23 protein-coding genes are annotated in these 21,420 nt (G+C 64.2%); 15 read left to right on the top strand and 8 right to left on the bottom strand.

Features of this window, described 5'->3' with window-relative positions:
• Positions 1–92: 92 nt before the first annotated feature.
• Both FJW05_RS10980 and FJW05_RS10975 read left to right on the top strand, forming a co-directional pair.
• Complete coding sequence (locus FJW05_RS10980; RefSeq protein ID WP_140631469.1) at positions 93–773, top strand: hypothetical protein; 681 nt, start codon at positions 93–95, stop codon at positions 771–773.
• A gap of 220 nt (positions 774–993) precedes the next feature.
• Positions 994–2,991: an amidase gene (locus FJW05_RS10975; RefSeq protein WP_140631466.1), complete on the top strand. Its 1,998-nt coding sequence runs from the start codon at positions 994–996 to the stop codon at positions 2,989–2,991.
• 35 nt (positions 2,992–3,026) lie between these two features.
• Here FJW05_RS10975 and FJW05_RS10970 read toward each other — a convergent pair whose 3' ends face one another.
• Positions 3,027–4,262: an MFS transporter gene (locus FJW05_RS10970; RefSeq protein ID WP_140631463.1), complete on the bottom strand. Its 1,236-nt coding sequence runs from the start codon at positions 4,260–4,262 to the stop codon at positions 3,027–3,029.
• Between the two features lie 97 nt (positions 4,263–4,359).
• Here FJW05_RS10970 and FJW05_RS10965 point away from each other — a divergent pair, with 97 nt between their 5' ends.
• From FJW05_RS10965 to FJW05_RS10950, 4 genes are all read left to right on the top strand, one after another.
• Positions 4,360–5,268: a LysR family transcriptional regulator gene (locus FJW05_RS10965; RefSeq protein ID WP_140631461.1), complete on the top strand. Its 909-nt coding sequence runs from the start codon at positions 4,360–4,362 to the stop codon at positions 5,266–5,268.
• Positions 5,269–5,468: 200 nt separating this feature from the next.
• A complete protein-coding gene (locus FJW05_RS10960; protein ID WP_140631459.1) occupies positions 5,469–6,020 on the top strand; it encodes an isochorismatase family protein in 552 nt (183 codons plus the stop codon).
• Between the two features lie 252 nt (positions 6,021–6,272).
• Positions 6,273–6,731 (top strand): GFA family protein, encoded by a 459-nt coding sequence (locus FJW05_RS10955; RefSeq protein WP_140631457.1) that lies wholly within the window; start codon positions 6,273–6,275, stop codon positions 6,729–6,731.
• 770 nt (positions 6,732–7,501) lie between these two features.
• Entirely contained in the window at positions 7,502–7,657 is a 156-nt protein-coding gene (locus FJW05_RS10950; RefSeq protein ID WP_140631455.1) for a DUF1127 domain-containing protein, read from the top strand.
• A gap of 57 nt (positions 7,658–7,714) precedes the next feature.
• Here the strand turns inward: FJW05_RS10950 and FJW05_RS10945 are convergent, their stop codons facing one another.
• Positions 7,715–8,455, bottom strand: a complete 741-nt coding sequence (locus FJW05_RS10945) for a sulfotransferase family protein (protein WP_140631454.1) — start codon at positions 8,453–8,455, stop codon at positions 7,715–7,717.
• A 171-nt stretch (positions 8,456–8,626) separates the two neighbouring features.
• Positions 8,627–8,902: a hypothetical protein gene (locus FJW05_RS10940; RefSeq protein ID WP_140543070.1), complete on the bottom strand. Its 276-nt coding sequence runs from the start codon at positions 8,900–8,902 to the stop codon at positions 8,627–8,629.
• 269 nt (positions 8,903–9,171) lie between these two features.
• On the opposite strand from FJW05_RS10940, the gene FJW05_RS10935 reads away from it, so the two are divergent.
• Together FJW05_RS10935 and FJW05_RS10930 are read left to right on the top strand one after the other, a co-directional pair.
• Positions 9,172–10,341 (top strand): PLP-dependent aminotransferase family protein, encoded by a 1,170-nt coding sequence (locus FJW05_RS10935; protein WP_181164918.1) that lies wholly within the window; start codon positions 9,172–9,174, stop codon positions 10,339–10,341.
• A 276-nt stretch (positions 10,342–10,617) separates the two neighbouring features.
• On the top strand, positions 10,618–11,163 hold the full coding sequence (locus FJW05_RS10930; protein WP_140631450.1) for a YbhB/YbcL family Raf kinase inhibitor-like protein: 546 nt from the start codon (positions 10,618–10,620) through the stop codon (positions 11,161–11,163).
• 209 nt (positions 11,164–11,372) lie between these two features.
• On the opposite strand, the gene yghU is transcribed toward FJW05_RS10930, so the two are convergent.
• Positions 11,373–12,242, bottom strand: a complete 870-nt coding sequence (gene yghU, locus FJW05_RS10925) for a glutathione-dependent disulfide-bond oxidoreductase (RefSeq protein WP_140631448.1) — start codon at positions 12,240–12,242, stop codon at positions 11,373–11,375.
• Positions 12,243–12,445: 203 nt separating this feature from the next.
• On the opposite strand from yghU, the gene FJW05_RS10920 reads away from it, so the two are divergent.
• The gene (locus tag FJW05_RS10920) at positions 12,446–13,348 is read left to right on the top strand and encodes a S1C family serine protease (protein ID WP_095768364.1); all 903 of its coding nucleotides are present in this window, start codon (positions 12,446–12,448) and stop codon (positions 13,346–13,348) included.
• Positions 13,349–13,361: 13 nt separating this feature from the next.
• On the top strand, positions 13,362–14,315 hold the full coding sequence (locus FJW05_RS10915) for a LysR family transcriptional regulator (protein ID WP_140631446.1): 954 nt from the start codon (positions 13,362–13,364) through the stop codon (positions 14,313–14,315).
• Here the strand turns inward: FJW05_RS10915 and FJW05_RS10910 are convergent.
• The 3 genes from FJW05_RS10910 to FJW05_RS10900 all read right to left on the bottom strand — a co-directional run bounded on the left by FJW05_RS10910 (position 14,266) and on the right by FJW05_RS10900 (position 15,752).
• Positions 14,266–14,994 carry an SDR family oxidoreductase gene (locus tag FJW05_RS10910; RefSeq protein ID WP_140631445.1) on the bottom strand — a complete coding sequence of 243 codons (729 nt, stop codon included), beginning with the start codon at positions 14,992–14,994 and terminating at the stop codon, positions 14,266–14,268. The genes FJW05_RS10915 and FJW05_RS10910 overlap by 50 nt on opposite strands.
• A gap of 122 nt (positions 14,995–15,116) precedes the next feature.
• Positions 15,117–15,551, bottom strand: a complete 435-nt coding sequence (locus FJW05_RS10905) for a type II toxin-antitoxin system HicB family antitoxin (RefSeq protein ID WP_140543063.1) — start codon at positions 15,549–15,551, stop codon at positions 15,117–15,119.
• A gap of 12 nt (positions 15,552–15,563) precedes the next feature.
• Complete coding sequence (locus tag FJW05_RS10900; protein WP_140631443.1) at positions 15,564–15,752, bottom strand: type II toxin-antitoxin system HicA family toxin; 189 nt, start codon at positions 15,750–15,752, stop codon at positions 15,564–15,566.
• Positions 15,753–15,968: 216 nt separating this feature from the next.
• Here FJW05_RS10900 and FJW05_RS10895 point away from each other — a divergent pair, with 216 nt between their 5' ends.
• The gene (locus FJW05_RS10895) at positions 15,969–16,565 is read left to right on the top strand and encodes a YdeI/OmpD-associated family protein (protein ID WP_140631441.1); all 597 of its coding nucleotides are present in this window, start codon (positions 15,969–15,971) and stop codon (positions 16,563–16,565) included.
• A gap of 156 nt (positions 16,566–16,721) precedes the next feature.
• Here FJW05_RS10895 and FJW05_RS27390 read toward each other — a convergent pair whose 3' ends face one another.
• On the bottom strand, positions 16,722–17,216 hold the full coding sequence (locus tag FJW05_RS27390) for a hypothetical protein (RefSeq protein ID WP_181164903.1): 495 nt from the start codon (positions 17,214–17,216) through the stop codon (positions 16,722–16,724).
• 199 nt (positions 17,217–17,415) lie between these two features.
• Between FJW05_RS27390 and FJW05_RS10880 the strand changes: the two genes are divergently transcribed.
• The 4 genes from FJW05_RS10880 (at position 17,416) to FJW05_RS10865 (ending at position 21,419) form a co-directional block, all read left to right on the top strand.
• Positions 17,416–18,474 carry a nucleotidyltransferase domain-containing protein gene (locus FJW05_RS10880; RefSeq protein WP_140631436.1) on the top strand — a complete coding sequence of 353 codons (1,059 nt, stop codon included), beginning with the start codon at positions 17,416–17,418 and terminating at the stop codon, positions 18,472–18,474.
• 242 nt (positions 18,475–18,716) lie between these two features.
• The gene (locus FJW05_RS10875) at positions 18,717–19,925 is read left to right on the top strand and encodes an ABC transporter substrate-binding protein (RefSeq protein ID WP_140631433.1); all 1,209 of its coding nucleotides are present in this window, start codon (positions 18,717–18,719) and stop codon (positions 19,923–19,925) included.
• Between the two features lie 44 nt (positions 19,926–19,969).
• Positions 19,970–20,722, top strand: coding sequence for an ABC transporter ATP-binding protein (locus FJW05_RS10870; protein WP_140632042.1), 753 nt, complete (start codon positions 19,970–19,972; stop codon positions 20,720–20,722).
• Positions 20,715–21,419, top strand: coding sequence for an ABC transporter ATP-binding protein (locus FJW05_RS10865; protein WP_140631430.1), 705 nt, complete (start codon positions 20,715–20,717; stop codon positions 21,417–21,419). Before FJW05_RS10870 ends, FJW05_RS10865 begins: the two co-directional genes overlap by 8 nt.
• Position 21,420: the final 1 nt, after the last annotated feature.

Here is a 21,420-nt window from a genome sequence, read left to right as displayed (position 1 = left end):
AGCGAAGGACGGGCAGGGCAGAGGGGCGCTGTCCCGCCAGCCTGTCCGAAGAAGACCTGTACAAGGACAGTCCGAGCAGCCATCGTCGCCGCATGAGCAACACTGCCGAATCCACTTATTTTGTCCTGCAGGAGATCGATCCTGCGACCGGTTCGGCTGTCGCTGAGGCTCGGATCTGCGTCTTGGACCTGAAAGAGCTTGGCGCGGTTCTGGGTTGCAGCAGCACACAGCTATCAGGCTCGTGGGAATTGGACCCGGGAGATATTCAAAGGCTGGGCGCGATATGCATCCCACCTCGCGAGCTTGACCCCAGGCTCAATCGCATCGAGCCCTGGCATCCAATTCGCGAGACACCGTATCTCGTTCACACGAATTTCGAGCTGCCGCTGATGCTTGAATGTCGCAAGCCTCTGGCGGTGTTCCAAGACGCCTATCCGGCGGAGTGGTTGACGGAAATGCTGGTCCGCTTCGACCCGTTCGTCCGCTCGGGTCGGTTGGTGCGCCGCATAATGGACACGCCCTTCACCAACGCCGAGCGCGCTCGCTTCCCAAAGTTCGAAAGATGGCGGCGCGCCTTCTTCGCACTCCCCGGCGAGGAATGGCGAATAGACGCATATCTGCTGGCGTCGCAAGTCTCCGCCAAGACCGGCTGGAACGAAGCCCTCGAACGGATGGAGGGCTCACTTCTCGGTTATGAGGATTGGCAGAATGATTGGTGGGTTGAGCATAGAGCACCACCGCGAGAGGCGGGCATTCGTCGGGAAAATGAATAGCGCCCTTGGATTACCTGACAGGCGGGCTGGACAGCCCCCCTGGCCTGCCGCGATCTCCCCCGCAAGGAGGAAGATTGGCAGTTCCTGCGACGGCGCCCTCTCTGCAGCGTCAGCGATTGGCGAAAGCGATGGCGACATCGATCTCCCCTTGCGAGGTAGATGCCCGGCAGGGCAGAGGGGTGACGGAACGCAGCTTCTGTAAGGGAATTCGCTCGCCATCATGCTCCACCTCGTCGAAGCCTCGATCGCCGACCTGCGCCGCGCGCTTGAGGACGGCACCGTCACCAGCGTCGAGCTGGTCGCGGCGTATCTGCGGCGCATCGCCCATTACGATCACCACGGCATCGCGCTCAACGCCGTGCCGGTCCTCAACCCGAAGATGTTCGAAGAGGCGGAAGCGTCCGACCGGCGCCGCCGCGAGGGCAAGACGCTCGGGCCGCTCGACGGCATCCCCTACACCGCCAAGGACAGCTACAAGGTCAAGGGGCTGACGGTGGCCGCCGGCTCGCCGGCCTTCGAGCATCTCGTTGCTACGGAAGACGCATTCACCATCGCCCGGCTGCGCGCCGCCGGCGCGGTGCTGATCGGCCTCACCAACATGCCGCCGATGGCCAATGGCGGCATGCAGCGCGGCGTCTATGGCCGGGCCGAGAGTCCGTATAACAAGCATTTCCTCACCGCCGCCTTCGCTTCCGGCTCGTCCAACGGCTCGGCCACCGCGACCGCCGCCGGCTTCGCCGCCTTCGGCCTTGGCGAAGAAACCTGGTCGTCCGGCCGGGCGCCGGCTTCCAACAACGCGCTGGTCGCCTACACGCCCTCGCGCGGCGTGGTCTCGGTGCGCGGCAACTGGCCCTTGGTGCCAACCATGGATGTGGTGGTGCCGCATACGCGCACCATTCCCGACATGCTGGAATTGCTCGACGTGATCGTTGCCGACGATGCCCAGGCGCGCGGCGATTTCTGGCGCGTGCAGCCCTGGGTGGAGATCCCGAAAGCCTCGGCGCTGCGGCCGGCGAGCTACACGGCGCTTCCCCTGAAAGGCGCGCTCAAGGGCAAGCGCCTCGGCGTGCCGAAAATGTATATCGGCAAGGACGAAGGCGCCGACCGCCCGATCGAGACGCGCGCCTCGGTGCTTGAGCTCTGGCGGCAGGCGGCGCGCGACGTTGCAGCACTCGGCGCCGAGGTGGTCGAGGTCGATTTCCCTGTCGTCTCCAATTACGAACGCGACCGTCCGGGCGCGCTGTCGATGGTCGACCGCGGCCTTGTGCCGCCGGAATTCGCCGAGCGCGAGATCTGGGACCTGTCCATCTGGTCCTGGGACGATTTCCTGCGCGCCAATGCCGATTCGGCGATCCCCGATCTTGCTTCGGTCGACGGCGCAAAGATCTTCCCGCAGCCGCCGGGCACGTTGCGCGACCGTTACGGCGAGGCCGATTTCGATCTGGCGCGGTATGTCGAGCGGGCGAAGCCGGGCGTGACGCCGCTTGCGGACATTCCCGCCATCGAGGCGGGCCTGAAAGGCCTGGAGGCAACGCGCCGCGCCGACTTCGAGGACTGGCTTGATGCCAACCGCCTCGACGCCGTGGTGCTGCCGGCGGTCGCCGATGTCGGCACGGCCGATGCCGACGTCGATGAGGCTTCCGCCCGGCTCGCCTGGCGCAACGGCACCTGGGTCGCCAACGGCAATCTTGTCTGGCGCCATCTCGGCATCCCGACGGTGACGGTGCCGATGGGCGCCATGGCCGATATCGGCATGCCTGTCGGCCTCACCTTCGCCGGAAAGGCTTATGACGACGTTGCGTTGTTGAGGATCGCCGGCGACTACGAGCGCGCCACGAAGCGCCGCACCGTTCCGCCGCGCACGCCGGCGCTGGCCGGCGATGTGTTCGAGGGGAGAAGCGCGGCAAGTCGTGTTGGCGATGCCCCGCTCACGCTGGCGCTCACAGCCGAGACGACGCGCTCCGGCGACACCGATGAGATCGCGATCGCGCTGGAGACCGGCGACGCGGCGGTGGTCAAAGTCCACGTCAACGGCGAGCCGGTTTCCATGCAAGGCAGCGGTAACCGATTCACCGGTCGCGTGATCGTGCCGGCCACGACCCATCAAGGCTTCCATAGCGTCTGGCGCGGCGCCTATGGCTCCATCGTCACGGCCATTGTGAGGTCGCCGGATGGGCGCGTCAGCGGGGCGTATAGGGTGACGGGTGGGATTGGATAGCTTCCTCCCGCACAAGCGTGGAGGAGAAGATCGAGCTACTCGGTCCAATCCACCACCAGCGCCACCACCCCGAACAGCGCTCCAACCGCGCACACCGCGTTCCAGCCGCCCCAGGTCCAGGCGATGCCGGCAAGCAGCGAGCCGATTGCGCCGCCGATGAAGAAGATGCCGACGAACAGCCCGTTGATGCGGCCCCGTGCCTTTGGCTGCAGCAGGTTGACGGCGCGGCGGCCCAGCGTCTGGTCGCCGGTGACGCCGATATCGAGCAGCACGGCGCTGACGCCCATGAGGATGAGCGGCAGCCATGCCCCGGCTTTGGCCGCCCCGGCCCATGCGGCGAGGCCGAGCGCCGCAATCAGCACGAGATGGCAGAGGATCGTGGCGGTGCGCGTAAAACCGCGGTCGCCGGCGCGGCCGAAGATCGGCGTCGCCGCCGCGCCGCCGGCGCCGACAAATGCGAACAGCGCGATACCTTTCTGGCCGAGATCGAATGGCGGAGCGGAGAGGCGCAGCGCCACCGCCGTCCAGAACACGCTGAAGGCCGCCATCACCAGGCTTGCTGTGAGGGCGCGGCGGCGCAGCACCGGCTCTTGGGCTAGAAGCCCGACCAGCGAGGCTATGAGCCCCGCATAGCTCGTATGCGCCAGCGGCTTCCGCCTCGGCAATGTCAAGCCGAGCAGGATGGCAAGCAGCGCCAGTGCCGCGGCGCTGATGCCGTAGAAGGCGCGCCAGCCGAAGGCGTCGGCGACAAGGCTGGCGATCGGACGCGAGAGCAGGATGCCGATCATCAGCCCGCTCATCACGTCGCCGATGACGCGCCCGTCCTGTCCGGGAGGCGCCATCGAGGCCGCGAGCGGCACCAGCACCTGGATGCAGGAACAGGCCGCCCCAAGCACGAACAACACGGCAAGCAGCGAGGCGGCCGATGGCGCGAATGACGCGACCGCCGCCGCGAGCGCGGCCGTGCACAGCATGCGCAGCACCAGCACGCGGTTCTCGATGAGATCGGACAGCGGCACCATGAAGAATAGCCCGGCCGCATAGCCGAGCAGCGTGGCCATCGAGACCAAGCCGCTTTCCGATACCTCGGCGCCCAGCGACGGGCCGATCAGCCCGACCAGCGTCTGCGGCGCGAACAGATTGGTGACGATGATGCCGACCGAAGCGGCGAACAGCAGCGTCTGGGATCGGGTGATCGTGCCGCCGCCAGCATGCGGCGACGGATCGGCGAACTCGGCCGTCGCGATCCGGGCGTTGTCTGTTCCGTTCATGGGTAGCCTCGCTGTTTGTATATTTCGCGAGGACTTTATTCGCGCCGATCATAATGCTACAATTGAAATGATATGATAATGATTATGCGAGATACGCATGAACATCCATGACCTCGAAGCCTTCGTCGCCGTCGTCGAGACCGGCTCGATCGTCGGCGCTTCGGCCAGGCTCAACCTCACCCAGCCCGGCGTGACGCGGCGGGTGCAGAATCTCGAGGAGCGGCTGGCGACGCCTTTGCTCGACCGCCAGTCGAAGCCGCTCAAACCCACCGCCTCGGGCCGCGAGGCCTATGAGCATGGCCGCCGGGTGCTGCGCTCGCTGGAGGATCTGAAGGCGGGCGTCTCGCCGGCCGGCGAGGTGAGGGGCGAGTTCCGTCTCGGCATCATGCCTTACCTCTCGACCAGCGCGCTATCGGAGCCGCTCGACAGTCTTCGCGCGGCCTTCCCGCAACTGACACTGAAGATCACCTCCAGCCTGTCGCCGCGCCTGGTGGAGCAGGTGCTGCACAGCGAGATCGATGCCGTCGCGGTCTGCCTCGCCGAGGGTGTGGAGCCGCCGCCGGAGCTCGTCGGCGACGATCTCGGCGTGCAGGCGGTGCTGCTGGTGGCCGCGCCAAACCTCGGCGTGCCGAAGCCGGCCGAGCTCAACGATCTCGCGCGCTACCCCTGGGTGCTGAACGAAACCGGCTGCGGCTTCCGCGCCTTCATCCGCCATCGCTTCGAGGCGGCAAGGCTGCCCTTCCATGTCGGCGTGGAGGCGCAGGGCGCGGATCTGAGAATGTCGCTGGTGGCGCGCGGCCACGGCATCGGCGTCGTCACGCCCGGCGCGCTGTCCGGCAGCCAATGGCGCGACGCGGTCGAGGTGGTCGACTGCCCAGGCTTCAAACCGCAGGTGCGTTGCTGGCTGCTTCACCGCCCGCCGGCAGGAAGGCTGGCGCGTCCGATCGCGGTGTTCCGCGACGCGCTGGCGGAGGCGCTGAAGGGCCCGATGCCGCTGATGTCGTGAGAGCTCCCCTTCTCCTCCTTGCGGGAGGTGTCGCCGAAGGCGACGGATGAGAGGTGCTCCAGGGAAACCGGCGTCTCACTCCGCTGGAACACCCCTCATCCGTCTCGGCGCTATCGCGCCGATCCACCTTCTCCCACAAGGGGGAGAAGGGAAGGCTGGCGCTGCCTTGACCCATCCCCCACCCACGCTATCTTCGCGCCATGCCAGACACAGCCCCCTCCGCCGCCGCGCCGCTGATCGTCATCGACCTGCAGACCGGCATGTTCGACGGTCGGTTCGATCCGCCGATCCATGACGCCGACACGATCGCCGAGCGTGCCCGTCGGCTGATCGACTGGGCACGGCGTTCCGGCCGCAAGGTGGCGTTCATCCGCCATGACGGACCGGAAGGCGATCCGCTGGCGCCGGGCGCTTCCGGTTGGCCGGTATGGCCGCTGCTCGGTCAGGCCGCCGACGAGCCGACCTTCGGCAAGACCGTCGGCAACGCCTTCTTGAATCCCGAACTCGTTGAATGGGTGGCGGGACACGGCGCGAAGGACGTTGTGCTTATCGGCGCCCAGACCGATTTCTGCGTCGCCGCCACCGTAAAGGGCGCCTTTGCCGAAGGTCTCGGCGTCACCGTGGTCTCCGACGCGCACTCGACGCTGGATTCACTGGAGGAGAAGGCGCCCGACATCATCGTCCGCCACAACGAGGCTTTCGCGGGGCAGGGCGTGCGGATGGCGACGACGGCGGAGTTGATCGAAGGCTGAGCGCGCCTTCCCCTTCTCCCCTTGTGGCCGCGAAGCGGCCGGATGAGGGGTGTTCCAGGGAATGCCAGCGTCTCACTCTGCTGGAACACCCCTCATCCGTCTCGGCGCTACGCGCCGATCCACCGCCCCGCCCTTCGCAGGCTCAGGGCGTTCGAAGCTCGAAAAGCCAAGCAATTGGCTTTTCGTCCGCTGCGCGGACCGCTTCTCACCCCACAAGGGGAGAAGGGAGAACCCCAACCCAAGGAGCCGATCTTGCCTACCCTCACTCTTCCCGCCGAAGGAGGCTGCCGCTGCGGCCGCGTGCGCCTGAAAATCTCGGCAAAGCCGCTGCTTACCATGGCCTGCCATTGCACGGGTTGCCAGTCGATGTCGTCGAGCGCCTGTTCGCTGAGTGCGGCGATCCCCTCGGAAGGTTTCGCGGTGACAAAGGGCGAGCCGGTGGTCGGCGGCCTGCACGGCGCATCGAAACATTATTTCTGCGGCTACTGCATGACCTGGATGTTCACGCGGCCGGAAGGGATCGACTGGTTCGTCAACCTGCGCCCGACCATGCTCGATGACCATGCCTGGTTCGCACCGTTCATCGAAACCTGGACCAGTGAGAAATTGCCCTGGGCGGCGACATCGGCCGTGCACAGCTACGCGACGTTGCCCGCCTTGGAGGAATATGAGCCGCTGGTCGCCGAATACGCCGGCCGCAAGGCTGAATAAAAGCGAGGCCGGTCGAAAAAGCGACCCCAGGTGCGGTCGCCGTTGGCGTTTCCGGTCATGGTCGACGCGGCCGTTGGGGGCGCATTGTTGGGGATGTGCTTGGGCGTCCGCGTCGACCACGGCGGCCTCATACCGCAGACTTCACCATGGCACATTTGCCGCCCGCTGAAACTTCCGCGAAAACGGTATATGGCGGCCGTTGAACTTGCCTTCTTCCACAAGGAGGGAAGGCAAGCGTGAAACAGGTTCTATCCTTTGCCGCATTGGCCTCCGCGCGGCGACGACTGAGGCTTCCTTTCGACGGATTGCACCATCGGCCGGCCGGCCGGCCAGCCGAGTGAAATGTCGCCTTCCGCTTGACAGCCTGTGGGCCGGTGCCGCACGTTTCCGTGCAGGTTGGGGACTTAGCCATGAAGAAAGAATACGCAAGGCCGACGCTCGTCCGCAAAGGCCGGCTTTCCGAGCAGACCGCAAGGCCAAGCAATTCGGATTCGCAGGCGCCAGAGTAAGGCGCGGCCCTCTCAGGGGACGTGAATCAGCGCGCAAGGCAACGGGCGTAAGCGTTTGACATTGCAGGCCATGCAGGCTCGCGTCCTGCGCAGCGCCACATGGCCGACCCCCAATTAGTTTGCATGCATATGTTTCAAGCCGTTCCGGCTTCGTGAAGCATTTCACCGTTCGCGCGCAATCCACCGGTTACAGACGCATCGCAAAAGCGACGCCGGGAAGAGGCGGCACCGGTTTTCCGCCGCTGATTTAGGAGGTTTTTCATGTTCAAAAGTCTCAACCGAATCCGCGCCGCCTTCGCGCAGGCCAGCAAGCGCCGCTGCACGGCGCGCGAGCTTAACGAGCTGCCGACGGAGATTCAGAAGGACATCGGCTGGCCTGACAGGACCGAACCTGACGAGATCCGTTTGCCGTTCTAATCGCGCGGCCGCCGGAGCCGGAGCGCCGCGGCCCTGGCAGGCCGATCCGGGTGGCCGCTACGCCAGCCACCACCAAAGGGCGCCGATGGCCAGCGTGATCAGGACCGCTACGCCGGCAAGCATCAGATAAGATCCCACGATCATCCCATTGATGATCTTCTTGATGCTGGCGCGATCATTGAGATTGGGGAAGGGTTCGTTGGGCAGCGCGACGCCGAGGAAATCGCAGAGCGGCGCCCAGCCGTCGCTGACCTTGAAGACCAGCAGCTTCTCAGGCGGCACCGCCGCCTTCACCTCGGCGATATAGGAATTGTAGCGCGCCACCGCTTTGTCGCGGTCGTTCATCACGCCCTTCAGCGTTCGGCCCCAGACCAGCTTGCGCGACATGTCGCCGAACTTCCGGCCGAACGGCGTCAGCCATTCCAGCACCCTGAACTGCCAGACATTCTCGGTGAAGTAGATCGTGTCTATGGTGCTGTCGTACCAGGCCTCGGCGCCGCGCGGATGCAGCGTCAGAAGCACCTTGGCTTCCGGATAGGCGGCCATTAGCTCGCGCCACACGCAGCAGCCCGGATTGTCGACGGTCGCCCGATAATTGGCGAAGACCCGGTTCCAATCCTGCTGCGCACCGGGCGGGCTGTTCGCCACCTTGCGCCAGAAGTCGAGATGGCCCTTGTTGGCCTTGTTGATGATGACTTCCTGCATGTGGTAGCTCGGAAAACCGAGCCTGTTCAGCGCGGCGAAAGTCGACCACGTGCCGGTGCGGCCAAAGCCGGCCCCGATGACCTCGAGCGTCATTACCCCTCCCGTTCCAGACCGATGTTCTTCTTCTTGACGGTCCGCGCCAATGAGGTTGCATCCGCTTGCGCTTCGAGGCAACGGGTTTCTATTCGCGGTCGCTTAAATGTTCTTGAGTTTGAGGCGGATGGCGGTCCTCTCCAGGTCCGCCATCCTGCCGTCGAAACTCGGTCAGGCGTGGCCCGCCAGCGCGTTCAGCTTGGCGCAGAATTCGGCATGCGGCTTGCTCATCGCCGCGTCCTGGCATTCCTTCATCATCGCCGCTTGGTGCTTCTTCGACATCTTGGCCCAAGCCTTCTTCATATCGGCATCCGACTTCATCGTCTTCATCGTCTTGTCGGTGAAGAAGGGAGCCATCATCTTCGGCTCGTCGAGGATGCCGGCGAATGCCGTGCCGGCGATGACCGACGCGGCCAATAGGCTTAGAAATGCGATCTTCGTTTTCATGGCCTGTACCTCCCATCGTTGTAACCCCACAGTTGGGGCACGTCATAAGTATCACCAACAGCGATTTATTTAGATGTCGCTGATATTTCCTGGCGGTCACGTTTCGGTGAATGCATGCTGCTTATTGGCCTGCGCGCGCTTCGAGCCTGGGCTATTCAACTCGGTGAAAAAGCCTGATAATAGGTCAGCTAGGTTGACCTAAATAGAATACGCTCCGCGGGAGGTGCGCCTTGACCCTGTTGAATCTTCTGGCTTCGCGTTCGTCGCGCATGAAGGCTTCGGAAATCCGCGAGCTGTTGAAGCTGCTCGACCAGCCCGACATCATCTCCTTCGCCGGCGGCATTCCCGACCCGTCGCTGTTTCCGGCCGAAGCCATCGGCGATGCCTACCAGGCCGTGCTGGGCGGCAAGGAGGCGGGCGCCGCGCTGCAGTACCAGGTCAGCGAGGGTTTCCTGCCGCTGCGCAAATGGCTGGCCGCCTATATGGGCAAGCTTGGCGTTCAATGCGACGAAGGCAACATCTTCATCACCTCCGGCTCGCAGCAGGCGCTCGACTATCTCGGCAAGCTCTTTTTGTCCCCCGGCGACACTGCGCTGGTGACATGGCCGACCTATCTCGGCGCGCTGCAGGCTTTCAACGCCTATGAGCCGCGCTACGACCGGCTGAACACCGCCGGCGGCAACATCACGCCCGAGGCTTATCGCGCGGCAGCGGCGGCAAATGGCGGCAAGGTGAAGTTCGCCTATCTGGTGCCGGATTTCGCCAATCCGACCGGCAATACGCTGGATACCAAGCAGCGCGAGGCGGTGCTCGATCTCGCCGGCGAGATTGACATCGCCGTCATCGAGGATGCCGCCTACCGCGCGCTGCGCTATGACGGCGAGGGCGAACCGCCGATCCTGGCGCTCGATTGCGCCCGCTCCGGCGGCATCGATCATGCGCGCACGCTCTATTGCGGGTCGTTCTCGAAGATCCTGTCGCCCGGCATGCGCGTCGGCTGGGTCTGCGCGCCGCGCCATGTGGTGGAGAAGCTGGTGCTGATGAAGCAGGCGTCCGACCTGCACAGCCCCTCGATCAACCAGATGGTCATGTACCGCGTCGCCGAAACCATCTTCGACGCCCAGGTGGAAAAGCTGATCGGCGCCTACCGAAAGCGCCGCGATGCGCTGCTTTCCGCGCTGGAAGCCGACATGCCCGCCGGCATTTCCTGGAGCCGCCCGGACGGCGGCATGTTCGTTTGGCTGACGCTGCCGGAAGGCACGGATGCCACCGAGCTACTGGCGCGCTCGATCAAGGAGGCGCGCGTCGCCTTCGTGCCGGGCAACGCCTTCTACGCCGACGGCACCGGCCGCAACACGCTGCGCATGTCATTCACGCTTGCCGACGGCCGCGCGGTGAACGAAGGCGTGCCGAGACTGGCAAAGCTGCTGCGGGGCTGATCCTCAAGAGGAGATCAGCAGCCGGCCGTCCACTCGCGCAGGCGTGATTGGTCGTGCGCAGGCGTGATTGTCCGCGCGCCCGATTCCTCGGCTAGTGTCGCGACCGATCCAACCCCCTGGATCGACCCGGCCGTGGGGTCCCACCTCTACGGTCCGAACGAAAGCCCCGACGGCCTCCACCGGCGGGGCTTTTTCATTGTCTCGGCAAGCGGCCGCGCTAGCTTGCCCTTTTTCGGGCCGCTTTTCGGCTACGCTGCGTCATTCAGGGAGGATCAGATGACCTTGCGTCTCGGCTTCACCATGCTTGCCCTTGTGGCCTTCGCCAGTCAGGCGGCGGCCTTCGAGATGTCCAGCCCGTCGGTATCGAACGGCAAATGGGATGCAAAATATCTCGGCGACAAGCCCGGCTGTGGCGGACAGAGCGTCTCGATCGCGCTTGCCTGGAAGGACCCGCCGGCCGGAACGAAAAGCTACGCGCTGACCATGTTCGACACCGATGCCAATGGCGGCAAGGGCTTCTGGCACTGGCTGGCATGGAACATCCCGGCGAGCGCCAAGGGTCTGCGCGAAGGCGCCGGCGCGCAAAGTGGCCAGCGCATGCCCAAGGGCTCTGTACAGGGCAAAGGCGGCGTCGGCCGCGCCGGCTATTTCGGCCCGTGCCCGCCGCCCGGCAGCGGCGATCATCACTATGTCTTTACGCTCTATGCGCTGGGTGAAAAGACATTGCGCATACCGGCCAACCCCTTGCCGGAGATGATCTCGGTCGCCGCCAAGAGCTCTGCGCTCGGCCAGGCGACCGTGACATACACATATGGGAGGTAGCGGGGCGCTGGCGACAGCCAATCTCCCCCCTTGTGGGGAGATGCCCGGCAGGGCAGAGGGGGGGCGCTGTCCCGCCGACCTTTCCAGCTAAAATCAGCTAAATCCGATCGCCGACTGTGCTCGGCCGATGCAAAACACCGGAGGCCGCGATCCTTCGCGCCCCCTCTGGCCTGCCGGGCATCTCCCCCACGAGAGGGGAGATTAGCAGTTCACTCCGCCGCTTGCAGCTTATCCTGCGTCTTGGTTTCGAAGTCGCTGGCGTCGTGGCGCTCGCGCAGCTGGAAGGCCGGATCGCCGGACATGCGGTTGACCATGCGGCCGCGGCTTACCGCCGGCCGCGCGTCGATCGCGTCGGCCCAGCGCTGCACGTTCTTGTATTCATGCACCGACAGGAACTCCGCGGCGTTGCTGTAGCTGCGGCCCTTGGCGAGCCCGCCATACCAGGGCCAGACCGCAATGTCGGCGATCGTGTAGTCGGGCCCTGCGAGATATTCGCTCTCCGCCAGCCGGCGGTCGAGCACATCCATCTGCCGCTTGGTCTCCATGGCGAAGCGGTCAATGGCGTATTCGATCTTTTCGGGCGCATAGGCATAGAAATGGCCGAAGCCGCCGCCGAGATAAGGCGCCGAACCCATCTGCCAGAACAGCCATGAGAAGGTTTCCGCGCGCGCCGCGCGTTCGGTCGGCAGGAACGCGCCGAACTTTTCGGCGAGATAGGTCAGGATCGAGCCGGATTCGAACACGCGGACCGGCTTCGGCTCGCTATGGTCCATCAGCGCCGGGATCTTCGAATTCGGATTGACCTCGACGAAGCCCGAGCCGAACTGGTCGCCGTCGCCGATCTTGATCAGCCAGGCATCGTATTCCGCGCCCTTGTGGCCGAGCGCCAGAAGCTCCTCCAGCATGATCGTCACTTTCTGGCCATTGGGCGTGGCCAGCGAGTAGAGCTGCAGCGGGTGCTTGCCGACCGGCAGTTTCTTGTCATGCGTGGGGCCTGCGATCGGCCGGTTTATCGAGGCGAACTCACCGCCATTCGGCTTGTTCCAGGTCCAGACTTTCGGCGGGACGTATTGGTTCATGTTGAAGGCCTTGTGTTTCGTGAAGGGCGGGCATCTGCCACGGATGCCGATAGACTTAGGTGCGGTTCCGCGCGCGTCAAAGAAAAAAGTTCAATCTTCGTTGAACTAGCGCTTGTGCCAGCTTGGGCGAGGGGAAATCCGCCCTTGCACGGCGCTCCTTCGGCCATACTTATAGGCTGAGACCCGCAATGCAGGATGGACCGATGACCATCGAGAAAATTTCGCGCTCCGTCGTTGCGGTGCGCGCCACGGTTCCGGACGACGCCTTCACCGCCAATGCGCTGGGCACGCGCCGCGAGGGCAGCGGCGTGGTGATCCGCGACAATGGGCTGGTGCTCACCATCGGCTATCTGATCACCGAGGCCGAGGAAGTGTGGCTGACCGACCAGGATGGCCGTGTGGTGGCCGCGCATGCGCTGGCTTACGACCAGGAGACCGGCTTCGGCCTCGTGCAGGCGCTGTCGCCGCTCGGACTGCCGGCGGTCCAGCTCGGCAATGCCAGGAAAGCCAAGATCGGCGATGCCGTGACGCTCGCCGACGGCATCGGCCAGCAGGTCGACGCCCACATCGTGACCAAGCAGGAATTCGCCGGCTATTGGGAATATCTGATCGACGAGGCGATCTTCACGGCGCCCGCGCATCCGTCCTGGGGCGGCGCCGCGCTGTTCGACCGCGCCGGCAAGCTGCTCGGCGTCGGCTCACTGCGCCTGCAGATGAGCCGCGCCGGCGAGGTGGCCGACATCAACATGGTCGTGCCTATCGATCTTCTGACGCCGATCCTCGACGATCTGATCAAGCGCGGCCAGGCGGCGAAGGCGCCGCGTCCGTGGCTCGGCGCCTTCTCGGCCGAGTCGAACGGCATGGTGGTGGTGATGAGCGTCGCCGAGGGCGGCCCGGCCGCACAGGCGGGCCTGCGCCAGGGCGACATCATCTCCGATGTGCGCGACGGCGAAGTCGATGGTCTGGCCGATTTCTACAGAAAACTATGGCAGAACCCGGCCGGCGCTGAAATTCCGCTGCGCGTCGTGCGCGACGGCCGCGAGACCTGGCTGCGCGTCAAATCCGCCGACCGCAATTCCTTCCTGAAGAAGCCGCAGCTGCAGTAGGCTTGGAGCGCCGATGCATCCCAGGCTGCTGAAGACCTTTCTCGCGGTCGCGCGTACCCGCAACGTCACGCGCGCAGCGCGAGAGGTCAATCTCGCGCAGTCGAGCGTCAGCGACCAGATCCAGGCGCTGGAAACCGAGCTTGGCGCCAGCCTCTTCACCCGCTCGCGACAGGGGCTCACCCTGACGCCGGCGGGCGAGGCGCTGAAACCTTATGCCGAGGAGCTGCTGGCGCTCGCCGACGACGCGCGGGCCGCGATTGATGCCACCAGCGCCGAGGCGGCCGGCGGCCTGTCGATCGGCGCGCTGGAGACGATCGCCGCGGCAAGGCTGGCGCCATGGCTTGCTGGTTTTCGCGCCGATCATCCCGGCATCGACATCAAGCTCCGGATCGCCGGCAGCGGCGAGTTGCTGCGCCGGCTGGGCGACGGTGAGATCGACGTCGTTTTCTGCTTCGAGCGGCCCCCTGAGCTTGAAGATGCCGGTGAGCCGGACCCGCGCCTTGCCAGGCGCGTCGTGGCGATCGAGCCGCTGGCGCTGATAGCGCCGCCCGGCGACAACCGGACGGATGTCGATCTGGCGGCGCTGGCCGAGAAGCATTTCGTCGCCACCGAGACAGGCTGCGTCTACCGCGCCATGGTCGACAAGGCATTCGCCGAGGCAGGCCTCGGCAATCCCAACCTCGCCGCCGAAGCCGGCAGCATCGACGCCATCGCCGGGCTGGTGGCGGCAGGCGCCGGCTTTGGCCTCGTGCCTCGGCTGGCGGTCGCCGCCGCGATCGGTCGCGGCGAGGTGTCCGAGCTTGCCTGGCCTGGGCCGGTCCGCTCGGCGGACGTGGTGATGATCTGGCGTCGCCGGCGCGTCCAGCCGCCGGCGCTTAAGGCACTGCTCACGGCCGTAGGGGAGGGCTTCGCCTTGGTCACACCAGGCGGTGCCCGCCCTCGACATGTAGCGTCTCTCCCGTCGTAAAGCCATTGCCGATCAGGAAGCGGATTGCGTCGGCGATGTCCTGCGGCCGTCCGACCCGGCCCACCGGCAGGCGTTTCGCCATCGCCGCAAGCGTGTCGTCCTTTTTGTCGCCGGCGACGAACTCCCAGATCGGCGTGTCGACCCAGCCGGGCGAGACGGCGTTGACCCGGATCGGCGCCAGTTCGACGGCCAAAGCCCGCACCAGCCCTTCCAAGGCGGCGTTTACGGCCGCGACGACCGAGCCTCGCGCCGCCGGCCGGTGGGCGGCAATGCCCGAGACGAAAGTGAGCGAGCCGGCTGACGGCAGCTTCGGCGCGCCATGCTTGGCGAGCAAAAGCGGCCCGTAGAACTTGCTTTCCACCACCTTTTGCGCGGCTGAAAGCTCGATCTCGGGCAACAGCCGGTAGGCGCCGTCGATGTCGGCCGCCGTGCTGACGATATGGTCGACCCTGCCGACGCGCTGAAACAGTGCGGCGACCTCATCCTCGCGGCTTATATCGACCACAGCTGTTTCGAGCGTGCCCGGCTGGCCGAGCTCTTCCCGCGCCGCGCCCAGCTTCGCTTCGCCTCGCCCGGCGATGACGACGTGCGCGTCTTCCTCGAGGCAGCGCCTGGCGAGCGCCAGCCCCATGCCCGAGCTGCCGCCGACGATCAGGATTTTTTGCTTCTCCATGTCCATGCCTTTCCTTTGCATGGAGGAGGTTTGGCAGACCCTGGCGCGAAGCGGAAACGGAACAAACCGATAGTGGTATCGGAGCGTCCGATGGCGAGGTCGGCGGCCGCCCCCTTTCGTTGCGAAAGTCAGGCGGCCTTGTGGAACTCCATGTCGAAGCGCAGCGGGTGGCCGAGCGCCTTGAATGCCTCCTCGAGCGAATCGAGCCGCGAGTTGTGGTCGAGCCGGAACAACCGATCGACATGCTCGCGCTGGCATTTCAACTCACGCATCAGATCCGCCCGGCTCCAGCCCTTTTCCCTAAGGGCCATGTATAGGGCCGACTTCAGGAAAACGAGCGCCGGAACCTCCACGAACCATCCCTTGCCCTTGGTTTCCTTGAGCGGAAAAGGGATATCATCCCCGTGCGCAATCCGGGCGGCGATGGCCTCCTCGATTGCATTGCGCCCATTGCGGCAAGCTTCTTCATCGGTGGCGCCGTAGGACGCGACTTCGTCGAACTGAGGTGCCGTAACCAACCAGGTATCGTTGTCGTCGGGCGTGAGGGCGAGTTCATACCACATACACTATCTCCTCTATTTCAGGCCCAAATCCTTCTTGATCTTCTCGACCAAACGCGTTCCAAGCTCCTTGCCGCCACCATGCATTGGCAACTGGGAAACTTTGTCCTTAAAACGGACAGTCAGATGACCGCTCCCACCGCGGTGGGTTTCAAAGGTGCATCCCTGCTTGGCGAGCCAGCGCCGGAATTCGTTTGCGTTCATAAAGGATAGCGTACTCCACATATCTGTAGAAGTCAACAGAAGTGTGGAGTTTACCAGGTTATTGAAAACAAGGGAGTTTTCGGCCGGTGCTTCAAGTCGCGAACGCGAATCCCTCGGATCAAGCCGTATAGCGCCTGCTGACAGGAACTGGCACCAGCCGTCGCTACAACCGTCGCGGAATCGTCCGTATTGGCGTGATGAAATGACGAGGTGATAATGGCCCCCATTAAGGTCGATCCGGACAAGGTGCACGAATTCCCGGATGCCGAAAGCTTCCATGCCTGGCTTGCCGACAACCACGCCCGCGAAAGCGAAGTCTGGATCAAGATCCACAAGGTTGGTTCTGGTCTCGCCTCGATCACGCCGAAAGAGGCGATCGACGTCGTGCTTTGCTTCGGCTGGATCGACGCGGTGCGCAAGTCGCTCGACGAGAAGAGTTTTCTGCAGCGCTACACGCCGCGCGGCAGGAAGAGCATCTGGAGCAAGATCAACATCGACAATGTCGCGCGCCTGATCGAGGCGGGGCGCATGACGAAGCATGGGCTCGATCAGGTCGAGGCGGCCAAGGCCGACGGTCGCTGGGACCGCGCCTATGGCGGATCGAAGGAGATGACCATCCCGCCCGACCTGCAGGCTGCGATCGATGCCGAGCCGAAGGCGAAAGCGATGCTGGGCAAGCTTTCGGCACAGAACCGCTTCGCGCTCGCCTTCCGCGTCCACAACATGAGGACCGAGGCCGGCCGCAAGAAGAAGATCGCTGATCTGGTGGCGATGTTGAAGCGCGGCGAGACCATCCACCCGCAGAAGAAGTAAGGCATGATCCCGAAATGGTCGCCGGTTTGCCCGACTAGGTCTGCAAGCAAAAACGCCGCCCGGGAGGGAGGGCGGCGTTTTCGGGAAGCGATGATCCTGAACCCTTGGCAAGCGGTCCCGGATCATCCGGTCATGAAGGTCGAAACGCGTTAGGCCTTATGCGGCCTGCTTCGCAACATGCTTCTTCACATGGTGCTTGCGCACGTGGTGCTTCTTCACGTGATGATGCTTGCGAGCATGATGACGGTGATGCTTCCTGAGCTTCTTGTGCGGGCCATTGGCGCCGGCCTTCGCCGTCTCGTTAGCGGCCGGGGCAGCCGTGGTCGCGGCAGGAGCAGTGGTGCTCGTCGCCGGAGCGGTGTTCGTCGTGGTGGTCTGGGCGTTGGCGGCGGGCACCGCGAAAGCGAGAGCGACGGCGAGGCCGAGTGCGGAAAGAAAGGTCTTTTTCATAATCGGCATTCCTTGGGTTCGGATCAATGTCTGTTGTCGCGCGCCGGAGTGGTCGGCTGCTGCGGGTACCGTTATGACACCAGTTTTTTTCGCGAGTTTTTCCCGACTGTTGAATCTTGTTTCCGGATTGTGTCTGGCGCCGCCGGCATCGTCTGGGCCGCGACCTTGCGCGACGACGGTCCGACCGGCGGCTTTTTTCATGACTGCAAAAGACTGCCTTGGTGAGAAAGGACAATCGCGAAAGTCGTTTCATAGGAAACGATTTAAGCTATTGTTTTCAAGCATTTTTCCACTATCATGGCGGAATTCGAGAGTGATGGTGGAAAATGGCAAGCAAGGCATTGTTATTTAACGATTTTCCACTATTAATTTAGGAATGGCTCGGTAGAGTGGAAAACGGATGCTTAGGGAGCTGACAAATGAACAGCGCCGCCAACTCATAGATACCCAGCAGGTCTATGAGAGCTGGCTCGGCGCCAACGAAGAGCACCAAAGGCGCTTCCGGGGCAGCATGCGCTGGGTTGAGCGGAACGGCGCCGAATACCTGCTGCGCAAGATCGGCCAAGCCGAAAGCTCGCTAGGTCCCAGAAGCGAGGATACGGAAAGATCATTTTCGGCTTTCTCCGAGGGCAGGGAACGGAACAAGGACCTGCTGGCCGGCCTGTCAGATCACTTGAACAGCCTTGCCAAGATCAATGTCGCAATTGGCTTGGGGCGGGTGCCGGCTATAGCTGCCCGGATATTGCGACGCTGCGCCGAAACGAACCTCCTTGGACGACAATTGGTTGTCGTCGGCACGAATGCCCTGTTCGCCTACGAGGCGTTGGCAGGTGTGCAGATCGCGAGCGGCCTCACGGCAACCGGAGACATCGATCTGCTCTTTGACTCGCGCCGCCGGATCAGCTTCGTGACCGGCGAGAAGATAACACAATCCGGGTTGATCGGTGTATTGCGCAAAGTGGACCAGTCCTTCAAGCCACTCCAGCCCAGAGCCTTCAGGGCGACAAACCGGGATGGTTATCTGGTCGATCTCATTAGACCGCAAACGAGAAATGTCCTCAAGGACAATGCCCCGACGTCGATAACGCCGCTTGCCGATGATCTCGACGGTGCCCCGATGGACGGATTGCAATGGCTCATCAATGCGCCCAAGACCGAGGCAATCGCCATCGATGAGCGCGGCTATCCCGTAAGGATACCGACTGTCGACCCCAGGATATTTGCGCTTCACAAGGCATGGCTCGCGAGGCGGCCCGACCGGTCCGCGGTCAAGGCCACCCGCGATCGCGAGCAGGCTGAGGTGGCTGCGGCGATTTCTCACAACTACCTGAAGCTTCCACTTGACCGCGACTATCTCAAGGCTTTTCCCGCTCCTCTTAGAGAAGCTGCGATCCGCACGCTCCTGCCGGTAAAATCGCTTGGGCTTTCCGAGGATTCTGCAATAGAGCCTGATTGGTAGCCGCCCAGGCTGCCTGGCAATCCTCCATGCTACGAAAATAGCATTCTCGGCCTGCGACATGTGGTGCTAGGCTCGCGCTCGTGCACCCAAGGCACGCTGTGGCCCAGCCCGCAAACAGGAAGGCCCGCCGGAGGAGGAGCGGCAGAGCGGGATCGAGGCTCCAATCCAAAAATCCGAAGGAACTGTTGAACCATCGCGAGGCAGCCGCGTTCCCCGTGGCTGCCATATGGGAGGAACCACCAGTGAAAGCATCCTGTCTCGTCTCGGCCGCGCTCCTTGCGGCATCCGCAATGCCGGCCGCGGCTGGCGAAATCTCCGACGGCAAGGTCAAGATCGGCATCTTGAACGACCAGTCGGGCGTCTATGCCGATTTCGGCGGCAAGTGGTCGGTCGAGGCCGCCAAGATGGCGGTCGATGATTTCGGCGGCAAGGTGCAGGGCGTGCCGATCGAGATCGTCAGCGCCGATCATCAGAACAAGCCCGACATCGCCTCCAACATCGCGCGCCAGTGGTACGACACCGAGCAGGTCGACGCGATCATGGAGCTCACGACATCGTCCGTAGCCTTGGCCGTCCAGGGGCTTTCCAAGGAAAAGAAGAAGATCGACATCGTCACCGGCGCGGCTTCCACCGACCTGACTGGCAAGCAGTGCTCGCCCTATGGCTTCCATTGGGCCTACGACACCCACTCCCAAGCGGTCGGCACCGGCGGCCAACTGGTCAAGCAGGGCGGCGACAGCTGGTATTTCATCACCGTCGACTATGCCTTCGGCTATTCGCTGAAGGACCAGACCGCCAAGCTGGTCGAGGCGAGCGGCGGCAAGGTGCTGGGCGAAGTGCGCTATCCGCTCGGCTCCACCGACTATTCCTCCTTCCTGCTGCAGGCGCAGTCCTCCGGCGCCAAGATCGTCGGGCTCGCCAATGCCGGCCTCGACACGTCGAACTCGATCAAGCAGGCAGCCGAATTCGGCATCGTCGCCGGCGGCCAGCGGCTCGCCGCGCTGCTTTTCACGCTCGCCGAAGTGCATGGGCTGGGCTTGCAGGCGGCGCAAGGCGTGGTGCTGACCGAAGGCTTCTACTGGGATCGCGACGACAAGAGCCGCGAATTCGCGCAACGCTTCTTCAAGCGCACCAACCGCATGCCGAACATGATTCAGGCCGGCACCTATTCGGCGGTGACGCAGTACCTGAAGGCCATCGACAAGGCCGGCACCGACGAGACCGAGGCGGTGGCGAAGGAACTGCATGAAATGCCGGTCAACGACGTCTTCACCGCCAACGGCAAGGTGCAGGCCGACGGCTCGATGGTGCACGACATGTATCTCTATCAGGTCAAGAAACCGGAAGAGTCGAAGAAGGACTGGGACTATTACACCTATCTGGCGACCATTCCGGGCGACAAGGCCTTCATGAAGGCCGAGGACAGCGGCTGCCCGCTCGCCGCCAAGTGACGCTCGACACAGCCACCGCTGTCCGCCCGGACAGCACGGATCAGATGCCGCGGGTGGTGCTTTCCGCCCGCGGCCTCAGGCGCGACTTCGCCGGCTTCGTCGCGGTGAAGGATGTCGACCTCGACGTCCATCACGCCAAGATCCATGCGCTGATCGGCCCGAACGGCGCCGGCAAGACTACCATCTTCAATCTCTTGACCAAATTCCTGCAGCCGACCAGCGGCAGGATCGAATTGCTCGGCACCGACATCACCCGCACGCCGCCGGCCAAAGTGGCGCGCATGGGGCTCGTCCGCTCCTTTCAGATATCGGCGATCTTTCCGCATCTCTCCGTGCTCGACAATGTGCGCGTGGCGCTGCAGCGTCCAAGCGGGCTGGGCTACCAGTTCTGGCGCCCGGTCTCGGCGTTGGATCGGCTGACGCCAAGGGCACGCGAGCTGCTCGCCATCGTCGGCCTCGATGACACGGCGCATCGTCTCGCCGGCGATCTCTCTTACGGCCGCAAGCGCGTGCTGGAGATCGCGACCACATTGGCGCTCGAACCGAAGGTGCTTCTGCTCGACGAGCCGATGGCCGGCATGGGGCATGAGGACGTCGGCACGATCTCCGGCATTATCCGCTCGCTGGCAAAAGACCGCGCCGTGCTGATGGTCGAGCACAACCTCACCGTGGTTGCCGATCTCTGCGACTGGATCACCGTCATGCAGCGCGGCCAGGTGCTCGCCGCCGGCGACTACGCCGCCGTCAGCCAGGACGAGCGCGTCCGCGTCGCCTACATGGGAACCGAGCATGAGTGAGCCGCTGCTTGCCGTGCGCGACCTCCACGCCTGGTATGGCGAGGGCCATGCGCTGCATGGCGTCAACCTCGACGTTATGCGCGGCGAGACCGTGACGCTGCTTGGCCGCAACGGCGTCGGCAAGACGACGACGCTGCGCGCCATCATGGGCCTGATCCGTAAGCGCACGGGCTCCGTCACCTTCAACGGCAAGGACCTGATCCGCCTGCCGTTGCACCGCGTCGCGCATCAGGGCATTGGCTTCGTGCCGGAGGAGCGCGGCATCTTCGCCACTCTTACCGTCGATGAGAACCTCATCCTGCCGCCCGTCGTGGCCAAGGGCGGTATGAGCGTGGAAGAAATCTTCAAGCTCTTCCCCAATCTCAAGGAGCGCCGCAACAGCCAGGGCACGAAGCTGTCCGGCGGCGAGCAGCAGATGCTGGCCATCGCCCGCATCCTGCGGACCGGCGTCGAGATGCTTTTGCTCGACGAGCCGACCGAGGGCCTGGCGCCCGTCATCGTCCAGCGAATCGGCGAGTTGCTGGCGACGCTGAAGAAGCGCGGCATGACCATCCTGCTGGTCGAGCAGAACTTCCGCTTCGCCGCCCGCATCGCCGACCGCTTCTACCTGATGGAGCACGGCAAGGTGGTGGAGGGTTTTGCCGTCGGCCAGCTGACCGCGCACACCGATAAGCTGCACGAGGTGCTAGGGGTATGAT

Source organism: Mesorhizobium sp. B2-9-1 (assembly GCF_006439455.1).
Taxonomy (GTDB): Bacteria; Pseudomonadota; Alphaproteobacteria; order Rhizobiales; family Rhizobiaceae; genus Mesorhizobium.
This window is presented reverse-complemented; position numbering and strand designations above follow the sequence as displayed.

Bases quoted from the DNA above. Each gene is read 5' to 3' on its own strand.
- FJW05_RS10980 (WP_140631469.1), top strand. From the start codon at position 93: ATGAGCAACACTGCCGAATCCACTTATTTTGTCCTGCAGGAGATCGAT.
- FJW05_RS10975 (WP_140631466.1), top strand. From the start codon at position 994: ATGCTCCACCTCGTCGAAGCCTCGATCGCCGACCTGCGCCGCGCGCTT.
- FJW05_RS10970 (WP_140631463.1), bottom strand. From the start codon at position 4,262: ATGAACGGAACAGACAACGCCCGGATCGCGACGGCCGAGTTCGCCGAT.
- FJW05_RS10965 (WP_140631461.1), top strand. From the start codon at position 4,360: ATGAACATCCATGACCTCGAAGCCTTCGTCGCCGTCGTCGAGACCGGC.
- FJW05_RS10960 (WP_140631459.1), top strand. From the start codon at position 5,469: ATGCCAGACACAGCCCCCTCCGCCGCCGCGCCGCTGATCGTCATCGAC.
- FJW05_RS10950 (WP_140631455.1), top strand. From the start codon at position 7,502: ATGTTCAAAAGTCTCAACCGAATCCGCGCCGCCTTCGCGCAGGCCAGC.
- FJW05_RS10945 (WP_140631454.1), bottom strand. From the start codon at position 8,455: ATGACGCTCGAGGTCATCGGGGCCGGCTTTGGCCGCACCGGCACGTGG.
- FJW05_RS10940 (WP_140543070.1), bottom strand. From the start codon at position 8,902: ATGAAAACGAAGATCGCATTTCTAAGCCTATTGGCCGCGTCGGTCATC.
- FJW05_RS10935 (WP_181164918.1), top strand. From the start codon at position 9,172: ATGAAGGCTTCGGAAATCCGCGAGCTGTTGAAGCTGCTCGACCAGCCC.
- FJW05_RS10930 (WP_140631450.1), top strand. From the start codon at position 10,618: ATGACCTTGCGTCTCGGCTTCACCATGCTTGCCCTTGTGGCCTTCGCC.
- yghU (WP_140631448.1), bottom strand. From the start codon at position 12,242: ATGAACCAATACGTCCCGCCGAAAGTCTGGACCTGGAACAAGCCGAAT.
- FJW05_RS10920 (WP_095768364.1), top strand. From the start codon at position 12,446: ATGACCATCGAGAAAATTTCGCGCTCCGTCGTTGCGGTGCGCGCCACG.
- FJW05_RS10915 (WP_140631446.1), top strand. From the start codon at position 13,362: ATGCATCCCAGGCTGCTGAAGACCTTTCTCGCGGTCGCGCGTACCCGC.
- FJW05_RS10910 (WP_140631445.1), bottom strand. From the start codon at position 14,994: ATGGACATGGAGAAGCAAAAAATCCTGATCGTCGGCGGCAGCTCGGGC.
- FJW05_RS10905 (WP_140543063.1), bottom strand. From the start codon at position 15,551: ATGTGGTATGAACTCGCCCTCACGCCCGACGACAACGATACCTGGTTG.
- FJW05_RS10900 (WP_140631443.1), bottom strand. From the start codon at position 15,752: ATGAACGCAAACGAATTCCGGCGCTGGCTCGCCAAGCAGGGATGCACC.
- FJW05_RS10895 (WP_140631441.1), top strand. From the start codon at position 15,969: ATGGCCCCCATTAAGGTCGATCCGGACAAGGTGCACGAATTCCCGGAT.
- FJW05_RS27390 (WP_181164903.1), bottom strand. From the start codon at position 17,216: ATGAAAAAAGCCGCCGGTCGGACCGTCGTCGCGCAAGGTCGCGGCCCA.
- FJW05_RS10880 (WP_140631436.1), top strand. From the start codon at position 17,416: ATGCTTAGGGAGCTGACAAATGAACAGCGCCGCCAACTCATAGATACC.
- FJW05_RS10870 (WP_140632042.1), top strand. From the start codon at position 19,970: ATGCCGCGGGTGGTGCTTTCCGCCCGCGGCCTCAGGCGCGACTTCGCC.
- FJW05_RS10865 (WP_140631430.1), top strand. From the start codon at position 20,715: ATGAGTGAGCCGCTGCTTGCCGTGCGCGACCTCCACGCCTGGTATGGC.